The following is a 17,929-nucleotide window of genomic DNA, read 5'->3' on the forward strand; positions in this document are numbered from 1 at the left end:
ACATGAAGCAGAAGGAGAAATAGAAGAAGCAACTAAGCTAAAAACAGGTTTACAAGAAATGCCTGTTCCGCCACGTCGGGGAAAAAAAGGTGCAGAACAAGAGTCACGCCCCCGTCATCCTTCGGTGTTTCCTTCTATTGAACGCATGGTGAAACACGCCCACACTCAACAAGCATCGGATATTCATATCCGGGTGGGAGAAGTGCCCAGATATCGCATTCGGGGACAGATGGTACCTGTAGGAAATCACGATCGCATTACCCCGGAACTATTTCGCCAGTACCTCAATGAAATCCTAGCGCCAGATCAGTTGAAGAGATTCCAAGAGTCTAAGGAATTAGATACGGCGATTTATTATCCTGGTTTTGTCCGCTGTCGGGTGAATTGCTTTGAGTCACTATTAGGTGGCGCAATGGTGTTGCGGTTAATTCCGCTGGAAGTGCCTTCTATTGATAGTTTGGGATTACCGCCTGTACTGAAAACTTTGGTGAAACGTCCCCAAGGTTTAATTCTAGTGACTGGGCCCACAGGTTCCGGGAAATCAACGACTTTGGCGGCGATGATTCGCTACATGAACGAGACGCAACAAAAGCATATTATCACGATCGAAGATCCGATCGAATTCGTTCACACTTCCAATAAGTGCCTAGTCAGTCAAAGGGAAGTTGGGTTACATACTTATGAGTTCCACCACGCTTTACGGGCGGCTTTACGGGAAGACCCAGATGCGATATTAATTGGGGAAATGCGCGATCGTTTAACCGTAGATACCGCAATCAAAGCAGCCCAAACAGGTCACTTAGTCTTCGGAACTCTCCATACCCGTAGCGCCTTAAATACCATTAACCGTTTGTTGGGTATCTATAACCCAGATGAACAAGGCCCTGTAAGAATTCAATTGGTAGATTCATTAGTAGCTGTAATTGCCCAAGCTTTACTACAAACTACAGATGGTAGACGCACCGCAGCACACGAAATTTTAATTAACACCCCCGCAATGCAAGATTACTTAGCTAAGGGCAACGAGGAAGAAGCTTACCAATTGATCGAAAATGGTATAGACGAAGGTATGCAAGTACTCAACCAAGCTTTGTGTGACTTGCTGCTAATGGGCAAAATTAGTGGTGATGAAGCTTTGAAAATTTCTCCTGATGTGGGCGACTTGCGCCGTCGGGTACGTAATGAAGGTGTCGATCCTGCACGCGCTTCCCGTGAGTTCCAAGACCAAAATAGTGGTTATAGCCCTATTTAAGGGACTGGGGACTGGGGACTGGGGACTGGGAGGAGGTGGGGAAAGTTTTGAGTTTTGAGTTTTGAGTTAAACTTTCCCATCCCCCCATCTCCCCATCTCCGAGAGTCCCCCTACCCGTAACTTTATTGAGATAAAATTTGCTGATTCCACCATTCCAAAAGTACGACACGACACTGTAAACAAATTAGTTCTTCTAGTAAATCTTGAACTCCCTCAGAAGTTGTCGGATAAGTGTTAGTAACAAATTCTGGTAGTAATTTTAGATCGTCGCGCAGATTAGCTATAAAACCGTAAAGTTTTTGATTAGAAAAAGAACTATTTACTGCCCATCCTTGAGAGTTTAATGGCGTTAATTGAGCAATATCTGTTACTTCAATACCTAATTCTCGTTGCAATATTTTGGGTATTGCTTCTTGGGGAGTTTGTCCTTCTGGTACTCTCCCACCAGGAAAATCTAAAGTTATTTGATTTACTCCAGGGCGATAACTTGGAGGTGGGAGGATAATTTGATGATTGTGAATGGGGAGAATAATTACTGAGTCGGCTTTTTCAATGCGCCAATATTCTAATTGTTGCCCTTGAGAATCTTCTAGGTGTTCCCCAAATAATGTAAACCAGCGGGAACGGATCTCTAAAAAGCGATCGCACAACTTCCATTCCTGTTCTGATGAAGATAGCATTGTGATAGACTTAGACTCCAAAAATTAGAAATTTATTGTTTAAATTGATTCTTGATGGGCGATCGTATCTCCACAAGAACCAATGTCTATTAAACAATTGACTTTGTAGGGGCGGGTTTAGCAAATAAATGTGTGTTCACAACAGAAGAATTAACAACAAAACCCGCCCTTGTACAGAGTTGTCAGGGCGGGTTTTGTTCTCAGATTGTCTATAGGTAACAAAGGTTATCTGCTAAACCCGCCCCTACATCAATTTTCTGCTTTCCTACTTTTCTTAGCGTTTCACCAATTTCTTGCTCAACTTCCGCAAGCGAATTGATTGTGGTGTTACTTCTACTAATTCATCGGGGCCGATGTATTCTAAAGCACGTTCCAAACTCATTTCTACTGGTGCTTGCAATTGTACCAATTCATCACCACTAGCGGCGCGGTGGTTGGTTAATTGCTTGGTTTTGCAGATGTTGAGGTCTAAGTCTTGCGAGCGGTTGTGTTCGCCAACAATCATGCCTTTGTAAACTTTAACACCGGGAGTAATGAAGAAAACTCCGCGATCTTCGGCGTTTTTCATCGCGTAGAATGTGGCGGTACCTTCTTCAAAGGCAATTAACACACCGTTGCGACGCAGTTCTACATCTCCGCTGAGGTGACGGTATTCCAAGAAACTGTGGTTCATGATGCCTTCACCGCGAGTTAGGCGCATGAATTCACCTCGGAAACCAATTAAACCACGAGCAGGAATCACAAAGTCAAGTTGAGTGCGTCCATTTCCGCCAACTTGCATATCTTGCATTTCGCCTTTGCGTTGTCCTAAGCGTTCGATGCAACCACCGACGCTTTCTTCGGGAACGTCTAATACTAAATACTCGAAAGGTTCGCAGGGTTGTCCGTTGACTTCGCGGTAAATAACTTGGGGTTGGGAAACTTGGAATTCGTAACCTTCACGACGCATGGTTTCGATTAAGATACCCAAGTGTAATTCACCCCGTCCCGAAACTAGGAATTTGTCTGGGGAGTCGGTTTCTTCGACGCGCAAGGCGACGTTTGTTTCTAATTCTCGCATTAAGCGATCGCGCAATTGCCGAGAAGTTACAAATTGTCCTTCTTGTCCTGCAAAAGGCGAATCATTAACCGAGAATGTCATCTGTAAAGTAGGTTCGTCTACTTTAATTAATGGTAATGCTTGTGGATCGTCGGGAGTTGTAATTGTTTCCCCAATATTGGCATCACCAAAACCAGCAACAGCAACAATATTTCCCGCAGAAGCTTCTTCTAATTCGATGCGTTTTAAACCTTCAAAACCCATCAATTTAGTAATTTTAGCTTTGACAATTTCGTTGTTTTCTTTGACCAAAGCTGCTTGTTGACCTGCTTTAATTACGCCGTTGTGAATCCGACCGATGACAATTCGACCTAAATATTCGGAATAATCTAAAGTGGTAACTTGTAGTTGTAATGGTTTGTTGATGTCGCCGACTGGTGGTGGTACGTGGCGCAAAATTGCTTCAAATAAAGGCTGCATATCTACGCCTTCGTCTTCCAGTTGTTCTTTAGCGTAACCGGATAAACCGGAGGCAAATAGATAGGGAAAATCACATTGATCGTCGTCTGCACCTAATTCTAAGAATAGGTCTAATACTTTATCAATTGCACCGTGAGGATCGGCTTGGGGGCGATCGATCTTGTTTACAATTACGATCGGACGCAATCCCTTTTCTAAAGCTTTTTTTAACACAAATCTGGTCTGAGGCATTGGCCCTTCGTTGGCATCAACAATCAAAAGGCAACCATCAACCATCCCAAGTACCCGTTCGACTTCGCCACCAAAGTCAGCGTGTCCGGGTGTGTCAACAATGTTAACTAAAGTGTCTTTATAATGAACGGCGGTATTTTTCGACAAAATGGTGATTCCGCGTTCCCGTTCAATGGCGTTAGAGTCCATCACGCAGTCAGGTACGTCTTCCCCTTCGCGGAAAATGCCTGATTGTCGGAGTAAAGCATCTACTAGGGTAGTTTTGCCGTGATCTACGTGGGCAATAATAGCTACGTTGCGAATGGGAAGAGTCATATTGATGAGCGTACAGGACTTTTTAAGGTTTAATTAGTGGTTTTTCTGGTTCTTTAACAGGTTTGTTTGCTAAAGCACATTTCTGTAAAGAATCCTTAATAATTTTAGCTTACAGAGCAGCCTTTTGTGTAGGAGTTTTGGTTCTGATTTGGCGTTGGTGTAGCCTGCTGTAGCCAACACTGAGTAAAATATCAGGCACAGAGTAAATCTACTAACTCTCAAAGCTATGGAAATCAAACCAGAAACAGATAGTATTATTTTGACATTTAAAGCTTATGTAGATTATCAAAGCTCAAAAGCTGGAAGATTAATTCACAACTGGGATGGTGTATGGCACTATTACATTACTATCTCTGATACCCATGTTTTTAACTTTGGTGGCAATGGATTTGCTGTATTTCCAATTCCATTAAACAGTCAGGAAGTAACACAAATAAAGTTATTAAATAAAAAGGAAGTGCTTGATAGGTGTTTAATTGCTTATCAACTCTTCAAAGATTGGCATTATGGATTACTAGGATGGAATTGTGAACATTTCGCTAGGCTGGTAACAACTGGTGAAGCTGTTAGTTATCAGGTAAAAGAGTCTGCTTTAGCTTGTCTAAATCACAATGGTTATCATCCCCTAGCAATGAAAATGATGAATGAAGCTTGTCTAAGTTACAGTTAAATTGAATTTACAGCATTGCAGAACATCAAAGCTGGATTGAAAACCCTAAATTACATATTCCTAACTTTAGCAGTCTTGACCCTAGACAACAACGCGCACTTATCGAAAATAAATGGTTAAGTGATATTGCGCGTCAGCAAGAACAAAAATTTATTCTCGAAGGTATTCTTCAGGAGAGAAGATAATGACTCAAGAACTGTAAAACTTTATCCAAGACTACGTTACATTATTGCAAGAAAAATACAACCAATCTTTAACTAAGGTTGAAAAATCTGAAACGGAGGCTGATGCAGCTTTTTACCAAGGAGCAAGTTTTACCTATTATGATGCCCTGGATTTGTTAAAATCACAATTAGAGGCTTTCGGATATGAAATAGAAAAATTTGAAACAATTGTACCTGAATTAGGCAAACCAAAGAAGTGACAATCAAACCTTAAATCCAATGAATGAACCACAAATTACTCAAGACGAATCTTTCGGAATTATTCCGGTTTTGCGCCAGGGAAATAGCTATTCATTTTTGCTAATTCAACATCAAGCAGGACATTGGGGATTTCCTAAAGGTCATGCTAATGCTAGAGAGTCACCTGTGCAAACTGCTTGTCGGGAATTGCAGGAAGAAACGGGAATTTCTGAATACACTTTGCTTGAGGAAGTTTCTTTTTCGGAAAGTTACACTTTTACTCGGAAAGGGGAAAGTTTTGCGAAAACAGTTACTTACTTTTTGGCATTGGTGAAGTCAGCAACAGTTGTGCGTCAAGTGGAAGAAATTAAAAATTATATTTGGGCTAATTACGAAACGGCGATTAATCTGATAACTTATGCACCGAGTCGGCAAATTCTGCAAGATGTGAATCAATATTTAAATAGTTAAATTTGTTTGCGATCGCACTTTGAACAATGCTGAATAACATTACTATACTATAAATGACGAGACTGATTTACGATCGCTTTGCCAAAGATTATCTCAAAGAATTATTAACCCCTCTTGGCGAAGTAGAAACTAGCCGAGACGTTCCTGGGGAAGTACGAGAAATCGATGTGTGGTTTACCCCTTACCCATCCGAACAAAGAGGCGATGCCACAGTGTTAGGATTGTTAGGAAAACTTGCCACTACCCCATCCATTTTTGAACCTTTCCGCAACGCCGTTAGCCCCAACCAAATTCGCGGATGTATGGGTAAACTATATGATATCCACGCCAATTTGCTGCGACAGCGACAGCGGGAAAACAGCCGCCTTGAAGAAGCTGATTTACCTTGGTTGTGGATTCTTTCTCCAACTGTTTCAGCAAACATTTTAAATGGGTGTAATGCCAAACAAGATGAAAATAACTGGCCCCAAGGCGTGTATTTTCTCGGAGAAATTCTCAAAACAGCAATTGTGGTAATTCACCAGTTACCGCGCACCCCGGAAACTCTATGGTTGAGAATGTTGGGAAAAGGAAATGTACAAAAACAAGCTATTAATGAAATAGGGAAACTTCCCCCCAATCATCCATTACGTTCAAATGCTCTTTTGTTATTGTCTAATTTGCAGGCAACTATCCAAGCAAGTCAAAATATAGATCGAGAAGATCGGGAGTTAGTTATGGAATTATCACCATTACTTTTGCAATGGCGAGATGAGGCTTTACAGGAAGGTGAAGAACGAGGAGTAAAGATGGGAAAGCGCACCATGATAGAAAATGCGTTGCGCGTGCGATTTGGTAATTTGGATGAGGAATTATCGAGAATTATTGAGCCTTTGTTGGAATTACCGCCAGAGGAAATTATGGTATTGGCGCTGCAATTATCTCGTGAGGAATTGTTAGCTAGGTTTGGTAGTTAATCGGTACGTTGTTGCGCTTTAGCGCCCAAGCGCAACAACATACATAAATTATGCTGTGCGCCTACAACGGTGGGAAAATGATAAAATCCTGTTGAGTAAGGTTAGCTTATTTTTGGATATATTCATCAATCAATAGTCGCAAATTTACCCCAAAGTGTAAATTGTGACTAATAAGTAAAGTATGGCTTTTAAAAGGAATTGCGAGCTTAATTTTGATTTCCTTCCTACGGGAGATTACGCTGCACCCAGAAGCAAGGAATATAAATTGTATAGAGTGAACGTAACAAAAGTTAATTCAGGAGTTTTGCATGAGCAATTTAATTGCTAACACCGCTACTTATGTCAGTTCTTTGCTGAAAAAACTTCAAGTTAAGCAGTTTTTAGCTGTTGTCTTAGTAGGTTTTTTACTTCTCACAACCAACATTGATTCTGGGAGTAATAACAAAGCTTTAGGTAAGCAGATTAATGAAATAGCACATGATACTGATTCTGTCAGACCAAAGACTACAAGAGAATGGTATCAAGAAAAACGGGAAACTGAAAACTCTCCAGGGGAAAGACTGGAAAGAATTGGTAAAGAATCAGCAAAAGCTTTTGAAGAATTTGGTTCAGGTTACATAGAAGGTGCTAAACAAACCGCGAATCAAGCTAAAGAAGCAGCTAAAGAAATTACTCCATAATTCAAACCTAGCAAGTTGTTATGCTTCAACGCTCTTATGCCATTGGTAATAAGAGCGTTGAAGCGCAACAAGGTATTTAAGTCAATTTTTGACTCCGGCAATGATAAAATTTATCGCCTCTTGAGTATACTTTTCTATCATTTCATCACTCAATAGTTGCAAGTCCGGCGCTAAATGTTGCAGATTTTTGTGGGCGTTAAAATATAAGGTACACACAGAGGCAATTTGAATACTTGTAAGCAAAGGATCGAGCTTACGAAAACAACCTTCGGTTATTCCCTTTTCTAATACCTTAATAATATAAGCAAAGTTTTCTTGCCAATTTCCTTGTTTAAAGTACTTTCCTTCATTTTGATTTGCTTCTTGAAACCACAGCATTCCCCTTTGGGGATGGTTAGCTTCGTAAGCAATAGCCGCACTAATTAAACTTTTTAAAGCTTCCTCTGCTGATAATTCATCTAAGTTTAATTCGCCGAACATTTGGTGCATTTCTATTGCTGGGCGTTGCAAAACTTCTCGGTATAAACCTTCTTTACTCTCAAAATAATAGTAAATCATTGCTTTGGTTACACCACTGCGGGTGGCGATCGCTTCGGTTCGCGCCCCATTTAAACCATGTCTGGCGAACTCTTCTTCCGCTGCATCGAGAATTTGTGCTTTGGTTGCTTCTGCGTCTCGCACTTGGCGGGGTTTGCTAGTTTTGCGTTTTGCTGGAATTGGACGACTCACGATTCTCTTTTATACTGACGAACTTTATCTTAACTAAAAATTTGGTCAGTTGTTGACAAATCAGTTTTGACAAGTCATACTAACTAAAAAGTTAGTTAATTAATTCAGAGGGCTGAGAGAAATCAAAACACCTCTGAAAAAGCTTTGTGTATAGGAGGAAAAAATGACTGCAATTTTACCTGGTGCGCCTTGGTTAATTGCCCATAAATCTATGTTGGGAATTAATCAACCAAAAAAGATTACTTTAAACGGGCAAGATTATGTAATTTGGCAAAATCAAAAGGGCGAAGTTTTTGCCATTGATAATATTTGCCCACATTTACAAGCACCTTTATCAGATGGTTGGATATGTGAAGAGAGAAATACTATTGTTTGTCCGTTTCATGCGATCGAATTTGATGGCAAAGGTAGACTCTATAAAGAAGGGAAACAAAATACTCAACCCTTGACGAAAAGTTTAGACTTAATTGTGCAAGGTGATTACATCTGGACTTATGGTGGTTTTGAGCCAAAATTACCAATTCCCGATTTAATTCCCAAAATTGAGCAAGAATATGAGTTAATTGGGGTTTGTGGAGAAAAAAGTATTAAAGCCGATTTTTTGAGTACCCTAATGGTAAATTATGACTACAACCACCAAAATGGTACTCATAAAGAGATGTTTCAAATTACATCTTGTGATGTGAAAGGTTACGAAACAAATGGGTATTATGCCAAAGTGGAACAAGAAATAAAAAGAGCAGATAATAGTTGGCGAGAAATTCTCCAAAATCCAGCTTTGTTAATTATTCCCAAACTTCTCAATAATACACTGGAATACAGTTTTCCTTCAACAACTGCGCTGTTTGCAACTGCACCTGTTGGCAATATTGTCCAAACTCACATTCTTTATCCTGAAACTACAAATCGAACTAAAACTTTTGTGTTGTTTTATGGCAAGTTGAAAAATCCTTTAGTGAGATTTCTGTTTAGAAAATCTTTGCTAGAAACTGGGGCAAAAATTGTCGAACAGGATAGCAAAGCAGTAGAAAATTTGTATCCCAGAGAAAAGTCAAAAATTCGACTTCCTAACGAAGAAATTATGTTTGATGCAGAGAAACTTTATCGCAATTGGTGAAGGTGAAAATGGTGCGTTATGGTAAACTAAACGCACCGCACTAAATTTTTGTAGTAAACTAGTATGAATTAAAATGTAGTTGAAAATTATCAATGGTTCTTTCAGAACGTTTCGCGGAAGCACTGGTTTTTGCCACTCAATTACACGCTACCCAAGTCAGAAAGGGAAGTGGTGTTCCCTATGTTACACATTTACTTGGTGTTACTAGTATTGCTTTGGATTATGGCGCTAATGAAGATGAGGCTATTGCGGCGCTTTTGCATGATGCGATCGAAGATCAAGGAGGTGCTAAAACTAGAGAGGAAATTCGGCGACGTTTTGGCGATAATGTAACAGCTATTGTTGATGGTTGTACGGATTCAGAAATTATTCCTAAACCGCCTTGGAGGGAACGAAAAGAGATTTTTATTGCTAGTCTTGCTACTGCTTCGTCATCGGTTTTGTTAGTTTCAGCGGCGGATAAGTTGCATAATTCGCGATCGATCTTAAAAGATTACCGAGAATTAGGCGAACCTGTTTGGGAACGCTTTAAAGGAGGCAAGGAAGGCAGTATTTGGTATTATAAAAGTTTAGTCAAAGCTTATCGCCAAGTTTATTTTTCGCCATTGATTGACGAATTGGAACGAGTTGTTACAGAATTAGATTATTTGGTTAATGGTTAATAGTCATTGGTGAAAAATTATTGCAAATGGCAAACGTAAAATTAACAGAAGTTACCCGCAAATTTAATAATGTTACCGCTATTGAGGATATTACTTTTGAAGTTCCTGATGGGGAATTTTGGGTATTAGTTGGGCCTTCGGGTTGCGGTAAGTCTACTATATTAAGGACGATCGCAGGTTTAGAATCTATTACTAGTGGTGGTGTTTATATTGGCGATGATTTAGTAAATCATGTGCCAGCACGTCAACGAGATGTGGCGATGGTATTTCAAAATTATGCTTTATATCCTCATAAGACGGTAGCAGAAAATTTGGCTTTTGGCTTACAAATGCGGAAAGTTGAGCCAAGAATAATTAAGGAACGGGTGGAAAAGGTGGCGCGATCGCTCGATATTTCCCATCTGTTAGATCGCAAACCTAAACAATTGTCGGGAGGTCAACAACAAAGGGTGGCTTTGGGAAGGGCGATCGCACGAGAACCAAAAGTATTTTTGTTAGATGAACCTTTGTCGAATTTAGATGCTCAATTGCGCGATGATACTAGGGCAGAATTAAAACAATTGCATCAAAGGGTGGGAGTTACTACTATTTATGTGACTCACGATCAAGTTGAGGCAATGACTTTGGCTGATAAAATTATAGTTTTAAATCGAGGCAAAGTTCAACAAATTGGCGAGCCTCAACAAATTTATGCTTATCCTGCTAATCGCATGGTGGCGACTTTTTTGGGTAATCCTAAGATGAATATTTTACCTGCAATTTATGCGGGTGAGGTGTTTAAAATCGGAGAACAAGTGTTAATTTGTCCGGGGTTTGTGCGGGACAAATTGCAGTTAAGGGAAGGACAAGGTTTAGATTTGGGTATTCGTCCTGAACATATAAATGTAATTGAACCGCAGAGGCGCAGAGAACGCAGAGAGGAAGAAGAAGGAGAGTTGTTTGTTGAGGTGAAAGTTATTGAGCCTTTGGGAAGAGAGACTTTAGTTCGTGTTAGTTTGTCTGGGTTAGATTTGTCAATGGAGGTGTTGGCTTCTGGTGGTTGGCGAGGGAGAGTTGGCGATCGCATTTCTGTACAATTTGATTTAAATCATCTGTTTATTTTTGATCCTGCTAGTGGTGATACTCTTTATCCTTTAAAATGAGTTGAGAATATTTCCGCTTGCTGATTTCAAGTTATGCGGAGGAATTTTGCGAGTTTGCTATAGATGTTTGGAATGGGCGGGTTTTGATTTCTATATTATTTAGAGGGGATGCAAATATTTTGGCTAAACCCGCCCCTACTCATTTATGCAAACGATATTATTTTTCTGAGCAAAAGAATCAGTTTTTGCGGCGAATGCTGTAAAATGTAGGAATGAGAATCATTATCATTGGGAGGTATTTACTACTTGAAAAGACATCAGTGGTTTCGCTTGGGTATGATGGCAACTTTAAGTTGTTATTTAGTAATTGGTTCCCCTAATGCTGCATCTGCAATGCACATTATGGAAGGATTTTTACCAGTACAGTGGGCAATATTTTGGTGGGTGGTGTTTATTCCGTTTTTTATTTGGGGTTTGCGATCGATCGCCCAAATTACCCGCCTACATCCCGAAACTAAACTACTTTTAGCACTCGCAGGAGCATTTACTTTCGTTTTGTCTGCATTGAAAATTCCCTCTGTCACCGGGAGTTGTTCTCACCCTACGGGAACTGGCTTAGGTGCAGTATTATTTGGCCCTTCAGTGATGTCTGTATTGGGCGCTTTGGTATTATTATTTCAGGCGTTACTTTTGGCTCATGGTGGCTTAACAACTTTGGGCGCAAATGCAGTTTCAATGGCAGTAGTTGGCCCATTTGTTGCTTTTGGAATCTATCAATTGGTGATGAAAACTAGCGGTAGACAAACTCTAGCAATTTTTCTGGCAGCTTCTTTAGCAAACCTTTTCACTTATATAATTACATCAGTTCAATTGGCGTTAGCATTTCCGGCAGAAGTTGGCGGAGTGTTAGCAGCTTTTGCTAAATTCGCGGGAATTTTTGCCATAACTCAAATTCCTTTAGCTATTAGTGAAGGTTTGCTTACAGTGCTAGTTTGGAACTGGCTTGTTACTTATAATCGTCAGGAGTTACAAGCACTAAATTTGATTAAACAAGGAGCATGAGGAATGCAAACTTCTCGAAAAAGTTGGAATAATTGGTTTTTAGTATTGGGTGTATTGGTGTTAGCGATCGCACCATTAATTCTAATTCGTGGAGCCGAATTTGGCGGAGCCGATGGGGAAGCAGAATCAGCCATTCAAGAAGTTAACCCCAATTATAAACCTTGGGCAACTCCAATTTTTGAACCTGCTAGTGGAGAAATTGAATCGCTATTGTTTGCAGTACAAGCGGGATTAGGTGCTGGGGTGATTGGTTATGTAATTGGGTTATATCGTGGTAGACAAGAACAGCGAGAACGACAGGAAATTAGAGAAGAAAATCACAGTTGATTGTTTTTTAGATCTGACAAAATGCACCATCATCTTGATGTTTATAGCCATACTAATTCTCTGAAAAAATTACCACCGCTGCAAAAGTTGATGTTTGCCCTAACTGTTTTAGCGATCGCTTTAGTAGCTCATCCTCTCACCCAAGGGGCAATTTTTCTTTGGTTAAATCTGTGGACGATTGGCTATGCTCGAATTCCATTAAAGGTGTATGGGCGTGTTTTGGGAGTTGTCAGCTTGTTTTTAATCACCAGTTTTCCCGCTTTGTTATTAAATGTGGTGGCGATCGATCAAATTGATACTATCAAAGCAAGTTCTTTAGGTGGATTAACGATTGGTAATTGGTATTTCTTTATCAGTCATTCTGGATTAATTCAAGCTGGGGAAATTGGGATGCGATCGCTTGCTTGTGTTTCTTGCTTATTATTTATTTTATTCACTATTCCTTTTTCTGAGTTACTATTAATTCTGCGCCGATTTCGTTGTCCTCCCCTATTGCTGGATTTATTGCTTTTAATGTATCGATTTGTATTTTTATTTCTGGATGTCGCCACTCAACTGCAACTAGCACAACAAGCACGAGGCGGTTATCGGACTCGCCAACGTTGGATGAAAAGTGTAGCATTGTTGGCAGGACAGTTGGTAGTGCGATCGCTACAACGTTATCAACAATTTTCCCTTGGATTAGCAGCAAGAGGCTTTAATGGAGAGTTTCAAGTTTACTCAATTCAATCTTATAAATACTCTAAACGTTATGCTTTAGAATCTTTGTGCGGTTGTATTGGGTTAGTTATTTTTGAGCTAACATTTTGGTAATTTTCTTAACCATGAACCCATCCATCCTGCAATTTGAAAATGTATCTTACACCTATCCAGGTGTTCATAAACCTGCAATTGTAGATTTAACTTTGGCAATTCCGGCGAGAACAAAAACAGCAATTTTGGGACATAATGGTTGTGGAAAATCAACATTATTATTATTAGCTGACGGGTTATATCGTTGTGATACTGGGTTGATTTATTGGCAAGGTGAGCCTTTGCAATATCAAGCGCGATCGCTCAATCAATGGCGACAAAGAATCGGATTAGCTTTTCAAGATCCAGAACAACAATTAGTAGCCGCAACTGTAGCAGAAGATATTTCTTATGGACTTTGTAATTTACAATTATCTCAGGCAGAAATTGCCCAAAGATTGCAGCAAACTTTGCTTGATTTTAATTTGCAAGAATTGGCTAATCAGCCGTTACATTATCTCAGTTTAGGACAAAAAAGAAGGGTTGCTTTAGCAGGAGTAATGGCATTAAAGCCAGAATTATTATTACTTGATGAACCAACAGCTTATTTAGATCGGTTACAAACTCGCCATTTAATGCAGGAATTAGACCGCATTTATCATCATGGTACAACAATTGTGATGGCAACTCACGATCTTGATTTAGCATATACTTGGGCAGATTGGGTAATTGTATTGCATGAAGGGCGATCGCTCATGTCAGCTTCAGCAGATCGAGTATTTAATAATGTTGCTTTGCTGGAACAATTAGAACTAGGAATGCCTACATTATTAGAAATTTGGAATGCCCTACCGATGGCTTTACGCGATCGGCAAAATCCCCCGAAAACTGTTGCTCAATTGCGCTCTTTGTGGTGTAATATTTCCCAGGTTTAATATTAATTGCCAGTTGTTCCAAGTAAATAAACATGAATAAGCACGTTTTATTTGTTTGTAAATCCTGCGCCTTTTCGTCTAGTCAGCGCGAATATTTAGGGGAATCAGGCGGTTATCATTTACTGCAAAACTTGTTAGATTTACAAGCAGAATGGAATTTGCGATCGCAGTATAGAATTGAAGCAGTCAGCTGTTTAAGTGGCTGTAGCCGACCTTGTGCGATCGCCTTTTCTGCTGCTAACAAAACTACCCTAATGTTTGGCGACTTACCACCATTAGAAAGTGCTCCAGCGATTCTACAATTAGCAGAACAATACTATGCCAGTCCTGATGGAATAGTACCTTACCAAGAACGTCCCGAAGTTTTGAAAAAGGGAATTTTAGCAAAAATTCCACCGCTGCCAAATTCGGATTAGTTTTAAGCTGGCAAACTGAGCGAAACACTAGCTTTTGTTAAAGCGGGAACAATTCGATCGCACGCCATTCTCGCACCGGAAAGGTTACGCGCCGTTGGCCCAACTTGCAAGGCTGCGAGCCCAGTTTTATTAAAATAAGACTCATTCTTATGTTAAAGGAAAAGTGGTGGATTGGCGATCGATCTTGATAAAAACCCCAGAAAGGTTGCAGATAATCAAGCTCTTAGTATTGACATTAATTATTAATTAAGAAGCTGGGACAATCTGCGATCGTCCCTTTGCCAAGTACTTTTAACTCAGATATAAATACCCCCGTTATTCTTTAGTCCGCGTAGGTGGACTTTGTTTGTGTAGCAGCGATTTCAATCGCCCAATCATAAAGGGGGTAGCTTTGCTTAACAAAACTTAACCTCTTTTTATTGAGAAAGATTCTAAACTAAGTTTCAAAGATTGTTGAGAAAGATATTCAACAAGCTGAATGTTTATCAATTCCTGAACACTATGCAGACTTACGAAAATCCAACTGTGAAATATGACTGGTGGGCGGGTAATGCCCGATTCGCCAACCTCAGCGGCTTATTTATTGCGGCCCACGTTGCCCAAGCTGCTTTGATTACCTTCTGGGCGGGAGCATTTACACTGTTTGAAATTTCTTGGTTTGACCCAACTCGTGCGATGGGCGAACAAGGGCTGATTCTCTTACCTCACTTAGCTACTCTTGGCTTAGGTGTTGGTGATGGAGGAAAAGTTGTTGACACTTACCCCTTCTTTGTCGTCGGTGCAGTTCACCTGATTTCTTCAGCGGTGCTAGGCGCAGGGGCATTGTTCCACACCCTTAGAGCACCAGAGGACTTAAAAACAGCCTCCGGTCAAGCCCAAAAATTCGATTTTGATTGGAACGACCCGAAAAAATTAGGCATAATTTTGGGGCATCATCTCTTATTTTTGGGAGTAGGAGCCTTATTGCTAGTTGCTAAAGCAATGTACTGGGGCGGACTTTATGATGCGGCGAGTCAAACTGTTCGCATCGTGACCCAACCAACACTCGATCCATTTGTAATCTACGGTTATCAAACTCACTTTGCTAATGTTGATAACTTAGAAGATTTAGTTGGGGGTCACATTTATGTCGGTGTAATGTTGATTGCTGGAGGGATTTGGCATATCTTAGTTCCGCCGTTGAAATGGGCAAAGAAAGTGTTAATCTTTTCCGGTGAAGCGATTCTTTCTTACTCGTTAGGTGGGATTGCTTTGGCTGGTTTTGTAGCGGCTTATTTCTGTGCTGTAAATACCCTAGCTTATCCAGTGGAATTTTACGGCCCAACCTTGACAATCAAAATGGGAATTACGCCATACTTTGCCGATACAGTGAACTTACCATTGGGCGATCATACCTCGCGTGCATGGTTAGCAAATACTCACTTTTTCCTGGCTTTCTTCTTCTTACAGGGGCATTTGTGGCACGCACTTAGAGCAATGGGATTTGATTTCAAGCGAGTTGAAAAAGCTTTGAATTCTGTAGAAGTTTAGCTTCTTTTGGAAATCAATAGATGAGTTATTTGTTGACTCATCTACTTCTTAGCCGATCCTCCTCACACTTTTTTAATTATGAACTGTCCTTGCTGTTCTGGAAAACTATTGCGCCATATCGATCGAAAAGGTTTGTACTGGTATTGCCCTTATTGTCGTCAAACAATGCCAGCTTCAGAAGATGTCAATCAGCTATTGTTGCAACAAGAGCATTCTGCAAAACCAAATCCTCAAAGTTGGTTATACATTCATCAGCAGCCAATGAAAAATGCTGCATAGTTTCTAGCCCTGCGGAAATGACAGAAACATTGAATTAAACTAGGAAAGAAAATGGCAAAAGTTGGTTTATTTTACGGAACTCAAACCGGAAATACAGAAACGATCGCTGAATTAATTCAAAAAGAATTAGGTGGCGATGGCGTAGTTGATTTACATGATATTTCTAGTAGTGAAACTGGTGATTTTGATGATTACGAGTGCATCATCATCGGTTGTCCCACCTGGAATGTGGGCGAACTTCAAGCTGATTGGGAAGGCTTCTATGATGAGTTAGAAAACATAGATTTTAATGGGAAGAAAGTTGCCTATTTTGGTGTTGGCGATCAAATTGGTTATGCCGATAACTTTCAAGATGCGATCGGGATTTTAGAGGAAAAAATTGCCTCCCTTGGTGGTAAAACGGTTGGCTATTGGTCTACAGATGGATATGATTTTAACGAGTCGAAAGCAGTCAAAAATGGTAAGTTTGTGGGATTAGCGATCGACGAAGATAATCAATCAGATTTGACAGATAGCCGAGTTAAAACTTGGGTATCTCAACTAAAGCGGGAGTTTGGCCTATAGATTAATAACCGGGTTTTTTGCCAAAAATCTGCTAAGAAACCCGGTTTCCTTGCCTGGTAAATTCAGAAAAATTGTCAACAAAAAGGAAATTTCTTATGTCTTCATTACCGAATGCTTTATGGTTAAATGTTAGTCCAGCATTACAACAATTCGATCGCCCTTTGTTAATTCATTTATCTCACCATGTTGCGATCGCTCAATGGGAATATTGCCAAACTCCCGACGAACCAATGTCTTTAGAAGTAGCAATAGATTTGCTAGATGATTATTTGAAGAATCAAAATAGACCAGTAGATTTAATTGGACATAGTACTAGCGGTTTATTAGGATTACTTTATGCGCGTCAACATCCAGAAAAAGTGCGATCGCTCACACTTCTTTCCGTCGGTCCCTATCCTGCTGTTGATTGGCAAGCTCATTATTATGCACAATTGCAAAAGCTTCCTTGTTCCCGTGAAGTCCTGTTAAATCAAATGGTAAATAACTTATTTGGACATCAATCTCCGGGAATTATTAGAGAAATTTTGCAAATATTAGAACAGGATCTCATGACTTCTTTATCTCCTCATACTTTGTTTAGAAGAGTTAGTTTTTCACCTAGCAAAGTATCAGTTCCGATGTTAGTTTGCGGCAGTGCAGATGATATTATTGTTGACCCTTATACATTGGAGGGATGGCAATCTTGGTTAAAGTCAGGCGATCGAATTTGGCAATGTCCCAAAGGGCGTTATTTCTTCCACTATTTCCATCCGCAAAAAGTCTGCGAACAAATAGTTGATTTTTGGGATTTACCACCTTTATCTCAGGATAGAACTGCTAGTTTGGCAAATTTCAAAGTTAGTTTGTAAACCTAGAATTGAGGTAGTGATGATTGATTCAGCTTCTACAACAGTTTGTTTTCCCGTAATTCCCTTTTGTCCGATTTTGATTTGGCTGGTATTAGTGGGCTTTTTCCTAGCAATTAGTTTAGCGGTACATGATGGAATTACCAGATTAAAACGGTTGCATGAAATTCCCTGTACTCGCTGTGCTTTTTTTACTGGAGACTATCGCTTGAAATGTACAGTACATCCCTGCAAAGCTTTATCTGAAGAGGCAATTAATTGTTTAGATTATGAACCCGCAGTGCCAAAAACTATTTGTTTGCTTCAGAAAAATTCGGGCAAAAAATGTATGTCTCCATTAAGTAACTTTTAATTTTTGTATTAAGGTTTGGCTGATGAGAAAAACCTCCCCGGTATTCCAATCCTACCGGGGATTTACTTTGGAGGAATTCGCCAATAGACATCTCCAAAAAACCTTGTAGAGACGTTATA

22 protein-coding genes are annotated in these 17,929 nt (G+C 40.0%); 19 read left to right on the forward strand and 3 right to left on the reverse strand.

Going from position 1 to position 17,929, the window contains the following annotated elements:
• Positions 1-58: 58 nt before the first annotated feature.
• Positions 59-1,252, forward strand: coding sequence for a type IV pilus twitching motility protein PilT (locus ACE1B6_RS22185; protein ID WP_413259483.1), 1,194 nt, complete (start codon positions 59-61; stop codon positions 1,250-1,252).
• A 122-nt stretch (positions 1,253-1,374) separates the two neighbouring features.
• Here ACE1B6_RS22185 and ACE1B6_RS22190 read toward each other — a convergent pair whose 3' ends face one another.
• On the reverse strand, positions 1,375-1,932 hold the full coding sequence (locus ACE1B6_RS22190; RefSeq protein WP_413259449.1) for an NUDIX domain-containing protein: 558 nt from the start codon (positions 1,930-1,932) through the stop codon (positions 1,375-1,377).
• 274 nt (positions 1,933-2,206) lie between these two features.
• Positions 2,207-3,997, reverse strand: coding sequence for a translational GTPase TypA (gene typA / locus ACE1B6_RS22195; protein ID WP_413259450.1), 1,791 nt, complete (start codon positions 3,995-3,997; stop codon positions 2,207-2,209).
• A gap of 226 nt (positions 3,998-4,223) precedes the next feature.
• Here typA and ACE1B6_RS22200 point away from each other — a divergent pair, with 226 nt between their 5' ends.
• The 5 genes from ACE1B6_RS22200 to ACE1B6_RS22220 all read left to right on the forward strand — a co-directional run bounded on the left by ACE1B6_RS22200 (position 4,224) and on the right by ACE1B6_RS22220 (position 7,178).
• Positions 4,224-4,667: a hypothetical protein gene (locus ACE1B6_RS22200; protein WP_413259451.1), complete on the forward strand. Its 444-nt coding sequence runs from the start codon at positions 4,224-4,226 to the stop codon at positions 4,665-4,667.
• A gap of 229 nt (positions 4,668-4,896) precedes the next feature.
• On the forward strand, positions 4,897-5,091 hold the full coding sequence (locus ACE1B6_RS22205; RefSeq protein WP_413259452.1) for a hypothetical protein: 195 nt from the start codon (positions 4,897-4,899) through the stop codon (positions 5,089-5,091).
• Between the two features lie 19 nt (positions 5,092-5,110).
• The gene (locus ACE1B6_RS22210) at positions 5,111-5,542 is read left to right on the forward strand and encodes a bis(5'-nucleosyl)-tetraphosphatase (RefSeq protein ID WP_413259453.1); all 432 of its coding nucleotides are present in this window, start codon (positions 5,111-5,113) and stop codon (positions 5,540-5,542) included.
• Between the two features lie 53 nt (positions 5,543-5,595).
• Positions 5,596-6,498, forward strand: a complete 903-nt coding sequence (locus tag ACE1B6_RS22215; RefSeq protein ID WP_413259454.1) for a hypothetical protein — start codon at positions 5,596-5,598, stop codon at positions 6,496-6,498.
• A 308-nt stretch (positions 6,499-6,806) separates the two neighbouring features.
• Positions 6,807-7,178, forward strand: coding sequence for a hypothetical protein (locus tag ACE1B6_RS22220; protein WP_413259455.1), 372 nt, complete (start codon positions 6,807-6,809; stop codon positions 7,176-7,178).
• 81 nt (positions 7,179-7,259) lie between these two features.
• On the opposite strand, the gene ACE1B6_RS22225 is transcribed toward ACE1B6_RS22220, so the two are convergent.
• Positions 7,260-7,907, reverse strand: coding sequence for a TetR family transcriptional regulator (locus ACE1B6_RS22225; RefSeq protein ID WP_413259456.1), 648 nt, complete (start codon positions 7,905-7,907; stop codon positions 7,260-7,262).
• Positions 7,908-8,070: 163 nt separating this feature from the next.
• Between ACE1B6_RS22225 and ACE1B6_RS22230 the strand changes: the two genes are divergently transcribed.
• The 13 genes from ACE1B6_RS22230 (at position 8,071) to ACE1B6_RS22290 (ending at position 17,810) form a co-directional block, all read left to right on the forward strand.
• Entirely contained in the window at positions 8,071-9,024 is a 954-nt protein-coding gene (locus tag ACE1B6_RS22230) for a Rieske 2Fe-2S domain-containing protein (RefSeq protein ID WP_413259457.1), read from the forward strand.
• A gap of 92 nt (positions 9,025-9,116) precedes the next feature.
• On the forward strand, positions 9,117-9,686 hold the full coding sequence (locus ACE1B6_RS22235) for an HD domain-containing protein (protein WP_413259458.1): 570 nt from the start codon (positions 9,117-9,119) through the stop codon (positions 9,684-9,686).
• Between the two features lie 26 nt (positions 9,687-9,712).
• Entirely contained in the window at positions 9,713-10,828 is a 1,116-nt protein-coding gene (locus ACE1B6_RS22240; RefSeq protein ID WP_413259459.1) for an ABC transporter ATP-binding protein, read from the forward strand.
• Between the two features lie 279 nt (positions 10,829-11,107).
• On the forward strand, positions 11,108-11,830 hold the full coding sequence (locus ACE1B6_RS22245; protein ID WP_413259484.1) for an energy-coupling factor ABC transporter permease: 723 nt from the start codon (positions 11,108-11,110) through the stop codon (positions 11,828-11,830).
• Between the two features lie 3 nt (positions 11,831-11,833).
• Positions 11,834-12,157 (forward strand): energy-coupling factor ABC transporter substrate-binding protein, encoded by a 324-nt coding sequence (locus ACE1B6_RS22250; protein ID WP_413259460.1) that lies wholly within the window; start codon positions 11,834-11,836, stop codon positions 12,155-12,157.
• 21 nt (positions 12,158-12,178) lie between these two features.
• Positions 12,179-12,970 carry a cobalt ECF transporter T component CbiQ gene (cbiQ, locus tag ACE1B6_RS22255; RefSeq protein ID WP_413259461.1) on the forward strand — a complete coding sequence of 264 codons (792 nt, stop codon included), beginning with the start codon at positions 12,179-12,181 and terminating at the stop codon, positions 12,968-12,970.
• An 11-nt stretch (positions 12,971-12,981) separates the two neighbouring features.
• A complete protein-coding gene (locus ACE1B6_RS22260; protein ID WP_413259462.1) occupies positions 12,982-13,824 on the forward strand; it encodes an energy-coupling factor ABC transporter ATP-binding protein in 843 nt (280 codons plus the stop codon).
• Positions 13,825-13,856: 32 nt separating this feature from the next.
• Entirely contained in the window at positions 13,857-14,240 is a 384-nt protein-coding gene (locus tag ACE1B6_RS22265; RefSeq protein WP_413259463.1) for a DUF1636 family protein, read from the forward strand.
• Between the two features lie 501 nt (positions 14,241-14,741).
• The gene (locus ACE1B6_RS22270; RefSeq protein WP_413259464.1) at positions 14,742-15,770 is read left to right on the forward strand and encodes a chlorophyll a/b binding light-harvesting protein; all 1,029 of its coding nucleotides are present in this window, start codon (positions 14,742-14,744) and stop codon (positions 15,768-15,770) included.
• Between the two features lie 78 nt (positions 15,771-15,848).
• A complete protein-coding gene (locus ACE1B6_RS22275) occupies positions 15,849-16,049 on the forward strand; it encodes a hypothetical protein (protein WP_413259465.1) in 201 nt (66 codons plus the stop codon).
• Positions 16,050-16,100: 51 nt separating this feature from the next.
• Positions 16,101-16,613, forward strand: coding sequence for a flavodoxin FldA (gene fldA, locus ACE1B6_RS22280; RefSeq protein ID WP_413259466.1), 513 nt, complete (start codon positions 16,101-16,103; stop codon positions 16,611-16,613).
• Positions 16,614-16,708: 95 nt separating this feature from the next.
• Positions 16,709-17,461, forward strand: a complete 753-nt coding sequence (locus tag ACE1B6_RS22285; RefSeq protein WP_413259467.1) for an alpha/beta fold hydrolase — start codon at positions 16,709-16,711, stop codon at positions 17,459-17,461.
• 19 nt (positions 17,462-17,480) lie between these two features.
• Positions 17,481-17,810 carry a hypothetical protein gene (locus tag ACE1B6_RS22290; RefSeq protein ID WP_413259468.1) on the forward strand — a complete coding sequence of 110 codons (330 nt, stop codon included), beginning with the start codon at positions 17,481-17,483 and terminating at the stop codon, positions 17,808-17,810.
• Positions 17,811-17,929 lie beyond the last annotated feature (119 nt).

It is taken from the genome of Floridaenema fluviatile BLCC-F154 (genome assembly GCF_041929135.1).
Classification (GTDB): domain Bacteria; phylum Cyanobacteriota; class Cyanobacteriia; order Cyanobacteriales; family Aerosakkonemataceae; genus Floridanema; species Floridanema fluviatile.